Source organism: Achromobacter sp. JD-1 (assembly GCF_038594925.1).
In the GTDB taxonomy this organism is placed as follows: Bacteria; Pseudomonadota; Gammaproteobacteria; order Burkholderiales; family Burkholderiaceae_B; genus Achromobacter; species Achromobacter spanius_C.
Window position 1 is genome coordinate 111,944 of sequence record NZ_JBCGCS010000008.1, and the last position, 16,681, is coordinate 128,624.

At 57.0% G+C, this 16,681-nt stretch carries 11 protein-coding genes and 1 tRNA gene; 3 read left to right on the top strand and 9 right to left on the bottom strand.

All coding sequences use genetic code 11. From position 1 onward, the window contains the following. Nucleotides 1–98 precede the first annotated feature (98 nt). The 5 genes from WBR68_RS14605 to WBR68_RS14625 form a co-directional block, all read right to left on the bottom strand. Nucleotides 99–920 (bottom strand): copper resistance protein B, encoded by an 822-nt coding sequence (locus WBR68_RS14605; protein WP_370641235.1) that lies wholly within the window; start codon nucleotides 918–920, stop codon nucleotides 99–101. Between the two features lie 519 nt (nucleotides 921–1,439). After that, a complete protein-coding gene (locus tag WBR68_RS14610) occupies nucleotides 1,440–3,302 on the bottom strand; it encodes a copper resistance system multicopper oxidase (protein ID WP_050449056.1) in 1,863 nt (620 codons plus the stop codon). A 42-nt stretch (nucleotides 3,303–3,344) separates the two neighbouring features. Further along, nucleotides 3,345–3,836, bottom strand: a complete 492-nt coding sequence (locus WBR68_RS14615; RefSeq protein WP_050449055.1) for a cupredoxin domain-containing protein — start codon at nucleotides 3,834–3,836, stop codon at nucleotides 3,345–3,347. 79 nt (nucleotides 3,837–3,915) lie between these two features. Further along, on the bottom strand, nucleotides 3,916–5,298 hold the full coding sequence (locus WBR68_RS14620; RefSeq protein ID WP_175234528.1) for a heavy metal sensor histidine kinase: 1,383 nt from the start codon (nucleotides 5,296–5,298) through the stop codon (nucleotides 3,916–3,918). Then, nucleotides 5,295–5,969 (bottom strand): heavy metal response regulator transcription factor, encoded by a 675-nt coding sequence (locus WBR68_RS14625; protein WP_175234529.1) that lies wholly within the window; start codon nucleotides 5,967–5,969, stop codon nucleotides 5,295–5,297. The genes WBR68_RS14620 and WBR68_RS14625 overlap by 4 nt, the downstream gene beginning before the upstream one ends. A gap of 120 nt (nucleotides 5,970–6,089) precedes the next feature. Here WBR68_RS14625 and WBR68_RS14630 point away from each other — a divergent pair, with 120 nt between their 5' ends. From WBR68_RS14630 to WBR68_RS14640, 3 genes are all read left to right on the top strand, one after another. Further along, complete coding sequence (locus WBR68_RS14630) at nucleotides 6,090–6,443, top strand: DUF4148 domain-containing protein (protein ID WP_083447512.1); 354 nt, start codon at nucleotides 6,090–6,092, stop codon at nucleotides 6,441–6,443. 200 nt (nucleotides 6,444–6,643) lie between these two features. Then, nucleotides 6,644–7,033 carry a DUF4148 domain-containing protein gene (locus tag WBR68_RS14635; protein ID WP_050449052.1) on the top strand — a complete coding sequence of 130 codons (390 nt, stop codon included), beginning with the start codon at nucleotides 6,644–6,646 and terminating at the stop codon, nucleotides 7,031–7,033. A gap of 558 nt (nucleotides 7,034–7,591) precedes the next feature. Further along, nucleotides 7,592–8,050: a DUF305 domain-containing protein gene (locus WBR68_RS14640; RefSeq protein ID WP_050449051.1), complete on the top strand. Its 459-nt coding sequence runs from the start codon at nucleotides 7,592–7,594 to the stop codon at nucleotides 8,048–8,050. A 1,674-nt stretch (nucleotides 8,051–9,724) separates the two neighbouring features. Here the strand turns inward: WBR68_RS14640 and WBR68_RS14645 are convergent. The 4 genes from WBR68_RS14645 to pstA form a co-directional block, all read right to left on the bottom strand. Further along, nucleotides 9,725–12,655: a DEAD/DEAH box helicase gene (locus tag WBR68_RS14645; protein ID WP_230694598.1), complete on the bottom strand. Its 2,931-nt coding sequence runs from the start codon at nucleotides 12,653–12,655 to the stop codon at nucleotides 9,725–9,727. Between the two features lie 2,135 nt (nucleotides 12,656–14,790). Next, nucleotides 14,791–14,867, bottom strand: a tRNA-Pro gene (locus WBR68_RS14650). A 122-nt stretch (nucleotides 14,868–14,989) separates the two neighbouring features. Continuing rightward, nucleotides 14,990–15,766, bottom strand: coding sequence for a phosphate ABC transporter ATP-binding protein PstB (gene pstB, locus WBR68_RS14655; protein WP_050449049.1), 777 nt, complete (start codon nucleotides 15,764–15,766; stop codon nucleotides 14,990–14,992). Nucleotides 15,767–15,814: 48 nt separating this feature from the next. Continuing rightward, nucleotides 15,815–16,672: a phosphate ABC transporter permease PstA gene (pstA, locus tag WBR68_RS14660; RefSeq protein ID WP_083447511.1), complete on the bottom strand. Its 858-nt coding sequence runs from the start codon at nucleotides 16,670–16,672 to the stop codon at nucleotides 15,815–15,817. Nucleotides 16,673–16,681: the final 9 nt, after the last annotated feature.

Sequence of the window (16,681 nt, forward strand, 5' to 3'; positions counted from 1 at the left end):
AACTCGAACCACGAGTTGGAAAGGCTCATTCCCAAAGCCGGCGTGTCGTTGCTAAGAGAGCTAGGGTACCGACAAAATGCGTTGGGCGGCGCTAGACGCTAAAACCAGATGCGAACCCCAGCCAAGATCGCGCGCTCAGACCGGCTTTCTCCCTCTTCGCTCGCATAGCTCGCCGTCTTTCCGAACTTTCGTCCGAACGAAACACCGATGTACGGTGCAACTTCGCGGGTCAGCTCATAGCGCAAGCGAAAGGAGAGCGAGGCATCCGACAAGCCCGCACCGACACCTCGCGCCTTGTCGTCTTTTCCGTACACACTGGCTTCGATCTCTGGAGTCAGGATTAGGCGCTGTGTAAGTAGCAGATCGTATTCAGCCTTCAGCGCGAGCGCGGTTCGTCCAGAACCTCCCACATAACCCGTTATTTCCGTCTCGATGTTATAGGGAGCCACTCCCTGAACACCGATCGCGGCCCAGTTGCGCTTTGGACCAGTGCCGAAATCGCGTCGCGCACCCAACTGTAGATCCCAGAATGGTGAAACGGTGTGACTCCAGAACGCCTCGATCTTTCCGTCAGTGCTGCCATTGACCCGATCACCTTCACTCTTTATCCAGAGCTTATTCAGATCACGCCCGACCCAGAACTGGCCGTCCCATTGAACACCAGTGTTGCCATCTCTGTCATACGCCATTCCCAGTTTGTCAAAAAGCAGATGGCTCGTGATCATGTTGTCCATCATGTGTGGATGGATGTCGTAAGCGGAATATCGTTGTTCTGTTGTGCCGTCGCTTGTGGGTAAAGTTCCAACCGGCACTTCGCCTGAATTCGCTCCGCCCGCCATGTTCTGTATCGAGCCATGGTCCATGCCTTTCATCGAATCCTGGCTCATGCCTTTCATCGAGCCATGGTCCATGCCCTTCATCGAATCCTGGCTCATGCCTTTCATCGAGCCATGGTCCATGCCCTTCATCGAATCCTGGCTCATGCCTTTCATCGAGCCATGGTCCATGCCTTTCATCGAATCCTGGCTCATGCCTTTCATCGAGCCATGGTCCATGCCCTTCATCGAATCCTGGCTCATGCCTTTCATCGAGCCATGGTCCATGCCCTTCATCGAATCCTGGCTCATGCCTTTCATCGAGCCATGGTCCATGCCCTTCATCGAATCCTGGCTCATGCCTTTCATCGAGCCATGGTCCATGCCTTTCATCGAATCCTGGCTCATGTTTTTCATCGAGCCATGGTCCATGCCTTTCCCCGAATCCTGGCTAGATCCTTCCGCCGAACCGTGGTTCATGCCATCCACCGAACCATGGCCCATACCAGGCATTGCGCCGGGATTCGTTTGAGCCATCGCTAACCCCCCAGTGACAGCCAGAACTGCCCCTCCTGCAATCGCCGCGAACCGATTTTTCGTACCTTTATGGTTTGTCATTTGCCTTCACTCCACGACCACTGCACGGAACATGCCAGCTTCCATATGAAAAAGAAGATGACAGTGATATGCCCAGTTTCCTCGGGCGTCGGCACTCACTCGGTAGGTGATACGCTGCGCAGGATTCAAGCTTATTGTGTGCTTGCGGACTTGGAACTTCCCATCTGGGGACTCCATGTCGCTCCACATTCCGTGCAAATGAATGGGATGAGTCATCATGGTGTCATTGACCAAAACAAAGCGGACCCGCTCTCCAAACTTCAGCACAATGGGCTTTGTCTCAGTGAACTTAAGACCGTTGAATGACCACATGTAGCGCTCCATGTTGCCCGTCAGATGGAGCTCGATCTCCCGCGTGGGATTTCGATTGTCCGCCGGTTCCATCACGGAATGGAGATCGGCATATGTCAAAACCCTGCGGCCGTTATCGCGCAAGCCAGGGCCCGGGTCGTCCAATCTCGTCGAGACGACGTCGGGGGGCATCGTATTGGCAGGACTGCGCTCTTCCGGATAGGGGTGCTTGACCTCGACCATGCCCCCTTCATTTCCATTGTTGCCATGGTTCATTCCTGCCATTCCCGACATTGCGCCCATACCGCTCATGCCGGCGTGATCCATGCCCTGCATCGAACCATGATCCATAGCGCCTGGCCCTGACGATGGTGTGCTTCCCATGGAGGAATGATCCATTCCCTCCATCGCGGCTCCACTCGAGCCGCCCACCTCCATCCCAGGCATATCGTGAGCCATGCCCATATCCATCATGGTCAAAACTTGCACGCGGTCTAATGCGGGAACTTCCGCCTGCATTCCCTCGCGCGGGGCGAGCGTAGCGCGCGCATAGCCAGACCGATCCATAGCTTGCGAAAAGATGGTGTAGGCACGGTCTTCAGCCGGTTCGACAATAACGTCGAAGGTCTCTGCGACAGCGATCCGGAACTCATCCACTTCCACCGGCCTGACGGGCTGCCCGTCAGCGGCCACCACGGTCATTTTCAGACCGGGGATCCGGACGTCAAAATAAGTCATTGCCGAGCCGTTAATAAAGCGGAGGCGCACTTTCTCTCCTGGCCTGAAGAGTCCAGTCCAGTTCCCAGCGGGCGATTTCCCATTCGTCAGAAAGGTATACGTGGCGCCGGACACATCGGCGAGGTCCGTATTGTTCATGCGCATCTGCTGCCACATCAGACGCTCATTCAATGCCTGCTTCCATCCGACCCTCTTCGCATCCTCTCGGAGACTCTCAACCGATGGTTGGATGTAGTTGTAGTAATCGGGCGACACCTTCAGCTTGCGGAAGACACTCATCGGATCTTCGTCGGTCCAGTCCGAAAGCAGTACGACGTGATCGCGATCTGCGCTTACCGGGTCGGGACGTTCAGGATCGATGACGATCGCGCCGTACAGCCCGGTTTGCTCTTGGAAGCCCGAATGGCTGTGATACCAATAGGTGCCGCTTTGGCGCACTTGAAATTGGTAGTCAAACGTCTCCCCCGGACGAATACCAGGAAAGCTGAGCCCCGGCACGCCATCCATGCCCGTGGGAAGAAGGATTCCATGCCAGTGAATCGAGGTATCCTCTTTCAGGCGATTAGTCACGCGTAGCGTGACAGTATCGCCCTCCTTCCAGCGCAATGTCGGAGCAGGCAGTGTCCCGTTGACCGTTGTGGCCATACGTGGCGCACCCGTGAGGTTCGCTGGAGTCTGCGCGATTTCCAACTTAAAATCGGTGCCAGACAGCACTGTATTCTGCGACGCGTTGGTGGCCGCCCAGACGGGCGTGCGCCAAAGACCGAGGCTGGCCAACGTACCTCCGGCAGCCAAGCCCTGAACGAAGCGGCGGCGTGGGTTTGAAACTGCACTTGTCATTCGCTATCTCCCCGGGGCGGCCAATAAGGCCCCCGGTCTTGGTTACTTGATCGACACTGCGCCTTTCATGCCTGCGGGATAGTGGCCCGGTTCCAGGCATGCGAACGCGACTCGCCCTGCCTTGTCGAACTGCCACACGATTTCGCCCGTCTTTCCGGACGTTAATGAGATCGAGTTGGGTTCCTCATGACGCATACGGGGATCGCTCAGCATCATCTGATAGTGGGCATCGAGAGTTGCTTCTGTCCCCAACACCATTTCGTGACGAATCTTCCCCGAATTGGTCACGTTGAACCGAACCGTCTCGCCGGCCTTGACCTCAACGTCGCTGGGCATGAACCGCATGGCGTCTGTCATGTTGACGTCGATCGTTCGAGACACCTTGTCGGACGAACCAGGTTTGCCGATCACCGCGGCCGTGTCATGGCCGTCGCGATGACCCCCGGCGTGGTCCCCAGAGGCCGCCGCACCCAGGGAAATCATCAACGCAGCCGTGGCTGTGGCCGCTTTAGCCAATATCTTTTTCTTAGCCATCGCAATCCTCTGAGCTTAGATGGAAAGGTAGTATTTGGCACTATAGATAGCCGCACCCAACCCCAAGCTGTCAGAGAGATTACTTTTTTGTAATGTTAGCTGTATGGCCGATTGATATGCCCACTTCTGTGCCGCCTCGATTAGATGCCGCAAACGCAGTACCACCATGCATGCGTGCTATTGCATCAACGATCGCGAGACCTAGCCCATGTCCCTCCGCCCTCCCGCTGCGGGCGCTGTCAGCCCGAAAGAAACGATCAAAAATTCGCGGCAATGCCTCTGGTTCGATGGGGGTTCCCATGTTGCGGACCTTGATTTCGCCTTCGCTGCCACTGCCTCGACAGAAAATATCAATGTTGAGACCTCTTGGGCTCGCCTTTATGGCGTTGCTCAACAGGTTTGCCAAGGCCCGGCGCAGCAAGCGCGGATTTGCTCGAACCGCCCCTCCACCGTGAATAGTGACCGACAGTCCGGCCTCCTCCAATGCAGCTTCGTAGTACTCGACGACGTGCGTTGCTACATCAAGCAGCTGGACTTGTTGCGGATCCTGAGCGAGCTCCCCGCCGTCTGCACGAGCAAGGAACAACATATCATTGACAAGCGCCGTCAGGCTCTGCAGTTCTTCCAAGTTTGAGGCGAGCAGATCCTTCAGCTCATCAACGGAGTGAGCCGAGGAAAGTGTGACTTCGGTACCGTTGATTAACGTCGCCAACGGAGTACGCAGCTCATGCGCTACATCTGCGTTGAAGCCCTCCATCTGCTGATACGCGGCTTGCAAACGATCCAGCGTGTTATTGAACGTGTGCGTGAATTCGCGTAGCTCCCGGTCGATCCCGCGCTCTGGAAGCCGTACCGCCAAGTTCTCGGGCTGGATAAGTGAGGCCTGGACGGATAGCCTGCGTATTGGCGTTAACGAACGCCGAACCGCCCAGGCGGATAGAACCACCGTGGCGCCGACCCACAGTGCGCAGATGAAAATAAGTGCAGTGGCAAACGCATACAGGAACTGCATGCTTGGCCGAATATTCACCGCGACGATCAGGTCGGCGTCTTTGAGAACCGGACTGTCAATCTTCAGACTCAAACCACGCATGTCCCATCCGTCCAGAGTCTTTAGCCACACTTCGTCCTCGCCCACTTGCCGCAGGGCGGGAGGCGCGTCGGTGCCATAGAGTACTTTTCCATCACGGCCCAAGATCCACACCCTCAGATTGACATGGCCGACGAGGATATTGCCGAGAGTCTCCCGAAACTGCTCCATGTCCTGAGGCGTATCGAGCATGTCAATTAGATGGTCTATTAGCTCCAACTTTCCCGCCACCTCACTCATCTCCTGGCGCTGCACTTCCCGCTTAAGTGCCCAGAACAGGGTATAGCCGGCGATGCAGGATACGACGAAAGCGATCACGCCCAGCAGGACCGTGAGGCGGATTTCAATTGACGGTATGCGCCAGCCTCTCACGATGCTCTAGCCTCGAGCACGTAGCCCATCCCACGCACGGTGTGAAGGAGTTTTTTTTCGAAAGGGTCATCAATCTTCGCGCGGAGTCGGCGCACCGCCACTTCAATGACGTTTGTGTCGCCATCGAAATTCATATCCCACACCTGCTCCGCGAGCATTGTCCTGGACAGCACCTCACCCTGCCGGCGCAACATCAGCGCGAGCAAGGAAAATTCTTTCGCGGTCAAATCAAGTCTGACTCCCGCACGGTGAGCCTTGCGACGGGCTAGATCCAACTCTAAGTCGTCCAGTCGCAAAAGCGTGGATTCTTGCCCTCGGCCGCGGCGCAGCAATGCCTGTATCCGAGCAAGGAGCTCCGAAAACGCGAATGGCTTTACAAGGTAGTCGTCCGCTCCACCCTCCAAACCTCGAACGCGGTCTTCCACCTTATCGCGCGCGGTCAACATGAGCACAGGCGTGTCCTTAACCCGGCGCAGGTCACTCAAGATACCGAACCCATCGATACCGGGAAGCATGACATCCAGCACTATCAGGTCGTAGTTGTTCTCCAGTGCGGCATGCCTGCCGTCTGTCCCGTCCAGTGAAACGTCGACGACGTAGTTGTGTTCCCTCAATCCCTTCTGAAGATAGTGCGCAAGCTTGCGCTCATCTTCAATGACCAGAATACGCATAGTCCACCTCAATTCATTGCATAAATGTAATCAGGCAGTCCGAGTCATGTCAGGACAGCCCACGTAGAGTTCAGCCTGTAGGACAACCACGCCGTTGAACTCTGAACCCAAGGACTATTTATGCGAACTCGCAAATCGATCACTTCACTTATTGTGGCTGCGGCAGCGCTCGGGCCGGCCATCGCCGGCGCATCCACTACCTTCGAAGTTACCAACGACGAAATCGGCGTTGCGACACATTATGCGCCCTCCGCTGTCACACGAGAGCAGGTCGCTCAAGACCTGGCAGCTTGGAAGAAGCGCCCCATTACGGCCGATGGATGGACATTGACCGACGGCGAGGAAGGGTGGACTGCCGCCTTCGGAAGAGGCGATGCACCGGGTGACCGACACAGCATTCTGTCGCAGACGTCCCATCCACACTGGCAGGCTGTGGACGGTGAAGCCGGTTGGCTCAATGCCCTCGGAACTTGAGGCACGACGCTTCCTCCATCGCACTCAGATTTGAGATCGCACCGCGGTCCATTTCTGCGGAGTTCTCCAGCGGCATCCTCGAAGCGCGGCCACAGGAAGAGCCTGGACCGACCGTACCCCGTTCACTGGAGGTCCGTCGCTGGGTGATGGAGAGCTCGTTTTCGCCAGCCAGCGGACTTCTATTCACTATGAGAAATCTTATGAATCGCTTCACTCTTTCCCTTCTCGTCTCTGTGCTTTCGGTCGGCATGGCGTCCACTGCATACGCACAGTCGAAGACCCGAGAGCAGGTCCTGCAGGAATTGCAACAGGCGCGGGCGGCCGGGCTGATTACGTATGGCGAGCAGGCTTATCCACCCCCCTTTTCGCAACTGAGTGCGAAGACGCGCGCCCAGGTCGGTGAGGAATTGCGCGAGGCGAAAGCTGCTGGGCTTGTAAACAACGCGGAACAAGCCTATCCGCCTGCGCTTCTCGAGACGTTGTCCCAATCCAAACCTCGTGGGGAAATTCGCGCGGAACTCGATGCCGCCAAGGCCGCCGGCCAGATCTCTTTCGGTGAACTGGACTATCCTCCGGACACTAACGGCTAACTGCTTGGCCCTTGGCTCGCGCAGCGTGCGGAGCTCGGTGAGGGTGCGTTTGTTGGGTTTAACTGATTCGGTGCACACAGGGGCTGAACTCATGGCAAGCCTCCGCGATTTGCTAGTGGAATGGAGCGTGGACGAACTCCGGACTTGCACCCATCGCTATGTGGCAGCATCATCAACTTCGGCTCATTTCGTATCCACGCGCATCTCTTTGGCCAGAAACGGGAGAAGTTCGAAGTTGCTTCGGCTTTGTGCTCTTCGACAATCACCTAGGTCGTACTCGGCCGCCGGACAAAGCCCCGCGCAGCCGTCGCCAGATCGTGAGCGACCATTTAAGTGGGACGAGTACAGCCTCGTTCCTAGTGCCTAGTCGATGAGAAAAGTTCACCCGCAGCGGCGCGATTAGGCCAACCATCAAAGGATGCAGCGAGAGACTCGTTCGCTTCACTGCCCACCTCGATGGGGCTACCGGACCGCGATTGGTGGCAAAGGTGGTCGTCGGCCCCCGATTCGCGCGGTGGTGGGCATGAGATTTGCTGCGCGAGGTCCGCTGCCCAGGATATGGACAGCACCACCTTTCTTGGAAAAATCATGGGCCATTTTAAAATTTCACTCTATGCGCGCACCGGAGTAGTCAGCCGCTTGGTCGCCCTTCTACTCGGAGCTAGCATAGCCATCATTCCTTTCGCCGCCCCAGCTCAAACGGCAGCTAGCCCAGAGAATCGATCGACAATGGGGTCAAACCCCTCAAAGGTCGACACTCCCGCCGATATGCGGGATTCAATGATGAACATGCAAAAGCGCATGAACACATTTGAGGCCTCGGGCGATCCAGATCGAGACTTTGCAGCCATGATGCGCATGCATCATTTGGGAGCAGTGGACATGGCCGAATTCGAACTCAAGCATGGAAAAGATCCGGAGATGAGACAAATGGCAAAGGAGATCATCACGGCGCAGAAAAGCGAAATCGCAAAATTTGACGCCTGGTTGGCAGCACAAAAAGGGCGCGCGAAGTAGATTTGGTGCGCAGGTTCGATGTAACGTTGATACTTTTCAACTTTTTCTCGAAAGCCGCCCCAGCTCAGCTGTCACCGGGGCGAGTGCGCTGGCAGAGGTTGAAGCGTCTTCTACGGGCCTCAGCCATCGCCGGGCAGCGTCGACCGCCGGGCGCGAGGCCAGCGAGGCGACGAGTGTAGATGCACCTCGATCAGTCGCCGTTGCCCCGCTGCGGCCGTCGCGCAGAATTCGCCGCCCGCGGTTCGCCCGGCGCCAGCGCAAGTCACGATCGCGCGTTCTGAGGAGTTGTGCGAAGGGTTTCATAGTCAGTTCGATAAATCGAATATCAAACCCGATGAACTTGATCGGCCCTTCTGCCCGTTGTAACGTGGCGCAGGCCGTGCGCGGCGCGGGCTGTGCGTTGGTGAATAACAGCATGAATAATGAATGCGGAGTCAGAGCCGGCGTTCGCTCGTTGACGCGCTGTGGGGGCACGATCGGTTCCCGCATGCACGCCCTTCAGTCGCATCAATGCTGAAAGGCGCCGCCATTGAGAAGCGAACGGCGGCAATGGGTCGAAATCGGCCTGTCGCCAACGCAGTCCAAGCCCGGGAAGGCCATGCAGCCAAGCGTATTGGGCGTGGCCGCATGGCCGATACCAGACCACGCCAGCAGTGTGCCGGACAAGCTCAGGTCGCCTCCACGAGCAAGGGCTCCATGCCGAACAAACAGCGGCCCCTTTTGGGGTTGAGACACAAAATCAAACCTCCACAGGCAGAACGCCTGCGATAGGCCACGCGGGGAATGACGCAAGTCACCAGACAGCGGATCGAGGCCGGTTTTACGTGCGCTCACCCGCCTGAAGTTCCGAAATTCTCCCAGAAAATCACCTACATACGCGGACTGTTGCCATCGCAAGCTGTGATCCCTCCGTACCGTACCTACATGAAGGAATGTACGGTACGCAACTTTCCCAGGTACGACCGTACCTCGTTCGGAGCCGAGACCACAGACATCAGCTGAAAGTTCGGGCTGGTGAATTCCGCCTAGCAAGAGATAAGGTAGTCCCTGCCAAAGCCGAGATTGCTCCTCCCCGCTACTGCGCGCTAACCTCGTCGCGCCCCTATATCTCATGCGAGCGCCCCCGCGAAGAGTCCTGCCAACCATAAAGCCGATTTTGCGGAGAATGACGAACGATTTTTTCGGCTCGTTCCTCCAACAGCGGACGAACTCACAGCAATACTGAAAGGACACCTCCTGGTCGAAGAGCAACTGCGATCCATTACCCGTTCGTCAGTCGCCAACCCTCGCTACTTTGACGAAGCGAAGCTCACATTCTCTAATGCCTTGTGCTTGGCAAGAGCAGTCGCCGGACACTTTAATGAGGGCGCATGCTGGGTTGCTGCGGAGCAACTCAATACGGTACGGAATAAGATCGCCCACAGAGCCGAACCTGGACCAGCCGCCGCACTCCTCGACAGGTTTTATTCAGTGTGCGAAGCGGAGAGCCGCTGGTCCGCCTGGTCTTCGGCACCGCGAAGCACGGCAAAGCTTTCCCAGTACATTTGTTGCATCTGGGCCACCTTCGACGCGTTGCGAGCAGTTGTCCAAGTTTGCTCAGAAACCACTTCAGTGTTGCGCCCACGCCCTTAAGTCTCTCGTGACAAAGGCGGCCCCACCTGATGGAAGTCTCGGCTATGCGTTCACCAACCACTTCCCAACGGCCGCGCCCCCTCTTTTCACGTAGTCAATACTGAAGGCCATAAGATCAGCGAGGTGGGCATCAATCTGTCCTTTCGAAATCCCCGGCTGCACGCCATAGATGGCGAAACTGACTTTTTCCGCGCCCCGGTTCAGCAAGATCTCTTGCAACATTGCAAGATTGCCGATCTTGAAGACTGACGGACGCCTATGCCGCCTTTCATTTATCCGATGCTCCACATGCTCGACCAACACACGGGATTCGCAATAAACAACTGACTTTAGTAGCTGGCAGGTGACTTCGTAGACGTCGTCAACACGGGCACCATTCGGTTCGCCCCCAGCTCCCTTGCAGTGATACAGACTGACGAGGACTCTGTCGTCTTCTTCTCGTGTGACCGCGATGTAGTCGGCGGCCTCCCCAGTCCTGTGGTCATAAACGAGGACCTCGAGATTTTCCTTCGCCCTGATCCACAATTCCAAATGTCTGTGGACGGTCATTCGTTCGGGATTATCGGCGTCAAACTCTCTACCGATCTCACAGCCATCCCACCCAGGGTTCTCGACGTCCTCATCAAGAAGCCGATTGCTGGCCAGCTTCGGAGGCGGGTAGCAGTTCATCCCTTCGAACGATGACTTGTCGGCTGCGTAAAAGATTGGAGGGTGCATAGAAAGCCACTGGTCAAAATCCAACCAGTCATCGTGCGTGCTAGATATTTCGACTTCCCAACCAGCGCCGTGCTGTCGAAACAATGCGCCCCCGGCTAAAGACATGCGGTAGGGCACCGCATCTGAGTCCGAGACGATTTCGAAATCCAGGCCATCAGGTCCTGAAGCGAATGACGAGAGCTCTAGATCAGTGATTTGGCGATAGAGCCACTGCTGCTGTCCAACACGTCGATATCTCAACCGGTGCGCCTGCTTGTAGGCATTGCGCGACCAGCTTCCACCAATGACAACATCTGGGATTCGCCGCAACGTCTGCGAATGCTGGACGAGATCTAGCTGAGACTCTGCCAGCGTTTCGTCGCCATTCAAGCGATTGTTCAGCTTCGATATCCAGTCAAGGTATTGCGATACGGAGAGACGTTGATTGCTCCATATACGCGAGTTACTGCTTGCTCCGATGGTTTCACGCTCGCCATCTTCCAATCCACTACCAAAGTAATGTCCTTGTACGTAGGCGCGCCCATCGCCCGGCGTGACCGCTCGCTCAGCACGAGGTCCAGTTAGCATGCGATAGGATTCTGCTTGCGAATTTATGGCCGTATTACGCAAGCCAACAGCGTAGAAGCGCATATCCGTAAGGCCGGCGCGCGCACGGATGGTCTCCTCGAAGCTCAAAGGTCTATGGTGATCCTTGGCCACGACCTGCATTAGTGCGATATATAAGCGATCTGTTCTACGAGTGGAGCCGATGAAGCACAATCGTGTAGCAGCGTTGTAGGCCAGCAGGAAAACGTCGTGTCGTACATTTACAAGCACGTCAGCAGTCGCCCAGTTCGGCGGCTCATTGTCGACGGTCAAAAGCAGTGTGATCAATCCATCATCCGAGATCCACTGCTTAGCCAAGTGAAGCCTTCGCCCTATCAATGCCTCAAACAAAGTGAAGTCCGGGGCCACGTCGCACTGAAAGATTCGAGCATGGGCATATAGCTCAAATGACATTGGCGACACGGCGTCGTAGTCCGAGACTGTCTGCCTCTTCGGCTTCAAGATCTCCAAGATTGATTCATCGGCAGCCCCTTCGGCGAGCTGACGCCTCGCCTCTTCGTCGATAAGGGAAGCGATGTCCACTCCCTCTTGAAAGAGCCTTGCGGTGGCATCTTGCAGACGACTCACAGTCGACACTAAAGTAGCGTTGCCCGTCCGTTCATCGTTTGTTCGCGCGAACCGCCCTATGAACTGTATCGTTGGAACTAGGGAGCGGTGCGGCGCATGGAGTGCTGCGATCTTCAGCTTTGGAAAGTCATAGCCCTCCCCGAACATGTCAACGCAGACTATTCCTTCCAGCTCCCCCCGGAGCAAGGAGACCTCCAGTTGCTCCTGCCTCCGTTTGGAAATTCCGCTGTCGATCGCTTCTACCCTCACCCCAAGCCCGGCGTAAATCCCCGTTAGCTTCCTAGCAGCGGATATCGAGGATGCTCGCGCGAACAGTCGATGGTCGAATCCTTGCGCCTGATCTTCCCGCAGCTGTGCAATCGCCACCCTTGCGATGGCGAGGTCCACCTCGTCCTCATCGTGATCGTTATGCACAGGCGCTGGACGAAAGGAGACGCTCCCAAACGCTTGTTCGCGAGACGCCTTGGAAACTGGATAGCTATATGCCAGACGGCCCGGAATTGGATTTTTATCGCGCCTGAATGGAGTAGCCGTCAAGAAGACAAACTTGGCGCGGGAGTAGTGACCGAGATACGCACTCCAAGTGTCTGCTGGAGCATGGTGCGCCTCGTCAAAGATAATCAAATCGAATAGGTCTGCGGGGCTTACGGGCTCCAGGACCGGCGATGTGCTCGCTGGCGTGGACACGACCACATCGAAAGTTCGAAGGGCAAGCCATTCATCGGCGCTTAATGGCCTGCCCTTCTGTGGATGTACATGAGGATTTTCTGCCTCCGCCGGTAAGACCTTGAGCTTGCGTAGCGTCGACAGTTCGCCGAAGTGAGCCGAGGTCTGTCGTCTCAGCACATCCGTGGGTTCCACCACCAGCACACGGTTTGAGCCCAACAAAAAAGGAAGCGCCATGATCACGGCAGTCTTCCCATATCCAGTCGGCAAAGACACTATGGCCGGCTCGTCGTAGACCGAAAAGTGGGCCGCCACAGAATGAAGAGCGCCCAACTGGCCTGGCCTAAAACCCGAGTTCGGACTGCTAATGGGTTTCAAAGCCAGCATGTGGCTATGTTCAATGAAGAAATCGGCCACGTCCCCCTCCCGGAATGAACTAGATGACCAATTGTTACTTCAAAGAACATAACAAGCCAGCCTAATCTTTGAGACCTACTCCGAATTATTGCCGCTTCAGGTCTGATGGTCTTCTTTGTTGCGCCCTTCGGAACGAGCGATGTTATTCGCGACCCAAAGGCCGAATGCGATAACAGCTACAAGTACTCCGAGCATCACCGTAGTACCCAAGTCCATACACTTTTCTCCACAAACACAGCCCTATCGGTACGCCTGATGATAGCAATCACCGCCGGATATGAACTGCGAATCCGCAGCACAACGCAACATCGTTCGTAACAGGAAACCCGTTGGGATCCTGCTGGGTTCCTACTCGGTTAACCGCCGGTTCCCACAACAAAACCTAGAGCGGCACTCGACCAGTTGGGTTCTAAAACACCGCGTACAGGAGCGCGCTGTGCCCCAGCACAGTTGTTCAGATCTTGAGGTCCATGAGCGCCGCTGACACAGGATCCATGGCCATCCTCATAGGAGAAATACCCACGAAGCGAGGGAACCTGGGGGCCTGTAGCGGAAACCCAGCAGGTTATGGCCAGGTTTTACTTTCGAACCCAGTGCAAACCGGATGCAAAGCTACCAATCCCAATCCCATTCCCAATCCCAAATCTTTTACTGGCTACGCCAGTGTCAACAGCGTCTGCGCCGCTGTCTGACCTGATAAGCCACAATAGGCCGGACCAATTCCAGATGGGACGCCCTCGCAGATGCAGTGATGGTCCTTAGACGCGTCCACAGCCCGCATGAGCGGTCGAAACACCCCGGGTGACGGGTAGGCAGCCACATTAGAGCCATTGCAGTCCAGAGCGCGTTCTGCGCGGTCTCGCGCTCTGTTTCTGAAACGCGAGTCGAATCTCCGAATTTTTGCCTTGCAGGGTCTAGAAGACGGTTGGGGCGCCGTGCAAAAGAAAGTGGGCAAGTCCGAGGGTCTGGCCAGAGTCCTGTATTGCACAATCCAACGACTCCGCTCGCTAGAACGAGAGACCGCCGAGCCAGCCTTCCCCTTTGTCCGTGGCAAGAATCGATGCCCACCGGAGCGCCAAGCTTCCCCGCACATTGGGAACATTTGATAGGGGATTTTGATAAGGTGTTTGAAAAGGGCTTTGACTGATGGCGTCGGCACTTGATCTCTACGCCAGCTAAGCACTCCGGGTCTGTTCGATGGTCCACAACGGGACAACCGCCCCGCTCCCCGCCCACCGTCAGTGAAGGTGGAACAATCAACGGTTCATGATGTTCCAGACGTACGTGACCGTGGCGGCAACTGTCCGGCGCCGGCGTCTCAAGGTGGGAGTTAATTTGCAACGCCACGAGCCGGACGGTTGCGGCGGCGTGAAATCTACGGACCTGCCGACAAGTTTCAGCGCCTCATACGCGGGATCGCGGCCCGCGGCCAGCCCGGTGTCGACTCAGCGAAATAATCTGTTAGCCGTCTGAAAGACTCTGTGTCCCTGTCGCAGCCACTCAGACATTGCGCTGGCAACTCCTACCTCCATTGTCGAAAGGGCACCCCTCGTATCAGTACTAGGTTAAAGGATGCCCTATCCCCTCATTCCCGTACTAGGCCAAGTCTCCGCGGTTCGGGTCGGATAGACCGTCGACTTTGATTTCTCTCAGCGCAGCTCATAGCGCATTTGACACTGAGGTGTGCAGTATGGTCTCAGTGCAATGCACACAGCACATGCAGAGTACAGGCCGCGACGCTTTAAAAGTGCCACCGGGGAAGACCGGTCCACAGCACAGCTCGGCATTTGCTCCGCTAACGAATAAGGCCGCGAGGATGGAAGGGGCGAGGGGTCGTAACGATTCAACTGTCGCGTGGTGCCGCCGATGCTCTGCGACCTGGGCTCGGAACTCTCACGTTGCTGCCCCAGCGCACGGCCTGATGAGCCCAAAGTGCAGCGAGCTGCCCGCCCCAACCAAGCAGAGACCCGGCAAGTGCCGAAATGCGCTATTGCCACCGAGTGCACATCCTTGCCTTGATGCCGCCTGAACTTGCTCACCGCCAACTGCAAGTTCGTTGTCCCATATGTTGTCCCATATGCCAAGCAAAGAAAAAGGGTTAGCTCAATGACATTGAGCTAACCCTTTGATTTTATTGGTCGGGGCGGTGGGATTCGAACTCACGACCCTCTGCTCCCAAAGCAGATGCGCTACCAGGCTGCGCTACGCCCCGAAGGGTGGCAACTATACCAGAATCCAGGCCGCCCGGGGTGCTGCGCGGCACGCGGTGCTTCTGGGGCGCGCCATTCCGGGCGCGCCGCTTTCTTGCATCACCAGGTCAACCCAGCACGGGAATCAGCCGAAGCGGCCCGTGATGTAGTCCTCGGTTTCCTTGCGCGAGGGCTTCACGAAGATCTGGTCGGTCTGGCCGAATTCCATGAGCTCGCCCAGGTACATGTAGGCGGTGTAGTCCGAGCAGCGCGCGGCCTGCTGCATGTTGTGCGTCACGATCACGACGGTGTAGTCGTTCTTCAGTTCGGCGATCAGCTCTTCGATCTTGGCGGTGGAAATCGGGTCCAGCGCGGAACACGGCTCGTCCAGCAGCAGCACTTCCGGCTTGATGGCCACGCCACGCGCAATGCACAAACGCTGTTGCTGGCCGCCCGACAGGCTGTTGCCGCTTTGGTGCAGCTTGTCTTTCACTTCGTTCCACAGCGCGGCCTTGCTCAAGGCCCATTCGACGCGTTCGTCCATTTCGCCCTTGGACAGGCGTTCGAACAGACGCACGCCAAAAGCGATGTTGTCGTAGATGCTCATCGGAAACGGCGTGGGCTTCTGGAACACCATGCCGATCTTGGCGCGGATCAGCGAGATATCGGTCTTGGTCGTCAGCAGGTTCTCGCCGTCCAGAACGATCTCGCCCTCGGCGCGCTGGCCCGGATAGAGTTCAAACATGCGGTTGAACGTGCGCAACAGCGTCGACTTGCCGCAGCCCGAGGGGCCGATGAAGGCGGTGACCTTCTTCTCCTGGATCGACATGTTCACATTGCGGATCGCATGGAACTTGCCGTAGTAGAAGTTCAGGTTCTTGACCTCGATCTTGTTCTTGACGGCGGTAGCAGTGTTTTCCATTTCTCTTCCCTTGGCTCCGGCGCGCCACGCGCGCCGGCAAAGCGATCTTTACTTGTTGCGGAACATGTTGCGGGCAAGGATGTTGATGCCCAGCACCAGCAGCGTGATCAGCGTGGCCCCGGCCCAGGCCAGGTCATTCCAGTCCTTGAAGGGGCTGGCGGCGTATTGGTAGATCACGACCGGCAGGTTGGCCATCGGCGCGTTCATGTTGAACGACAAGAACTGGTTGGACAGCGCCGTGAACAGCAGCGGCGCGGTCTCGCCCGAGATCCGGGCAATGGCCAGCAGCACGCCAGTGATGATGCCAGTCTTGGCGGCGCGATAGCACACCAGCGTGATCATGCGCCACTTGGGGCAACCCAGCGCCGCCGCGGCTTCACGCAGGCTGTTGGGCACCAGCATCAGCATGTTGTCGGTGGTGCGCACCACCACCGGAATCACCAGGATGGACAGCGCCAGCGCACCGGCCCAGCCCGAGTAATGCCCCACCTGCGCCACATACACGGCGTAGATGAACAGACCGATGATGATGGACGGCGCCGACAGCAGCACGTCGTTCAGGAACCGCGTGGCGGGCGCGAGCCAGCCGCGATGGCCATATTCTGCCAGGTAGGTACCCGCCAGAATGCCGATCGGTGTACCGATCAGCGTGCCGACGCCTGCCATCACCACGCTGCCGAAAATCGCGTTGATCAGGCCACCCGTTTGACCGGGGGGCGGTGTGATCTCGGTGAACAGCGTGTAGGACAACGCGGGCGCGCCGCGGGTCAGCAGGGTCAGAATGATCCAGAACAGCCAGAACAACCCGAACACCAGCGTGGTCAGCGACACCGTCAGCATGATGCGGTTGATCACGCGGCGCCGGCGGTAAATGCCATTCTGCATATTGAGTACGGATACAGCCATGATCTTTTC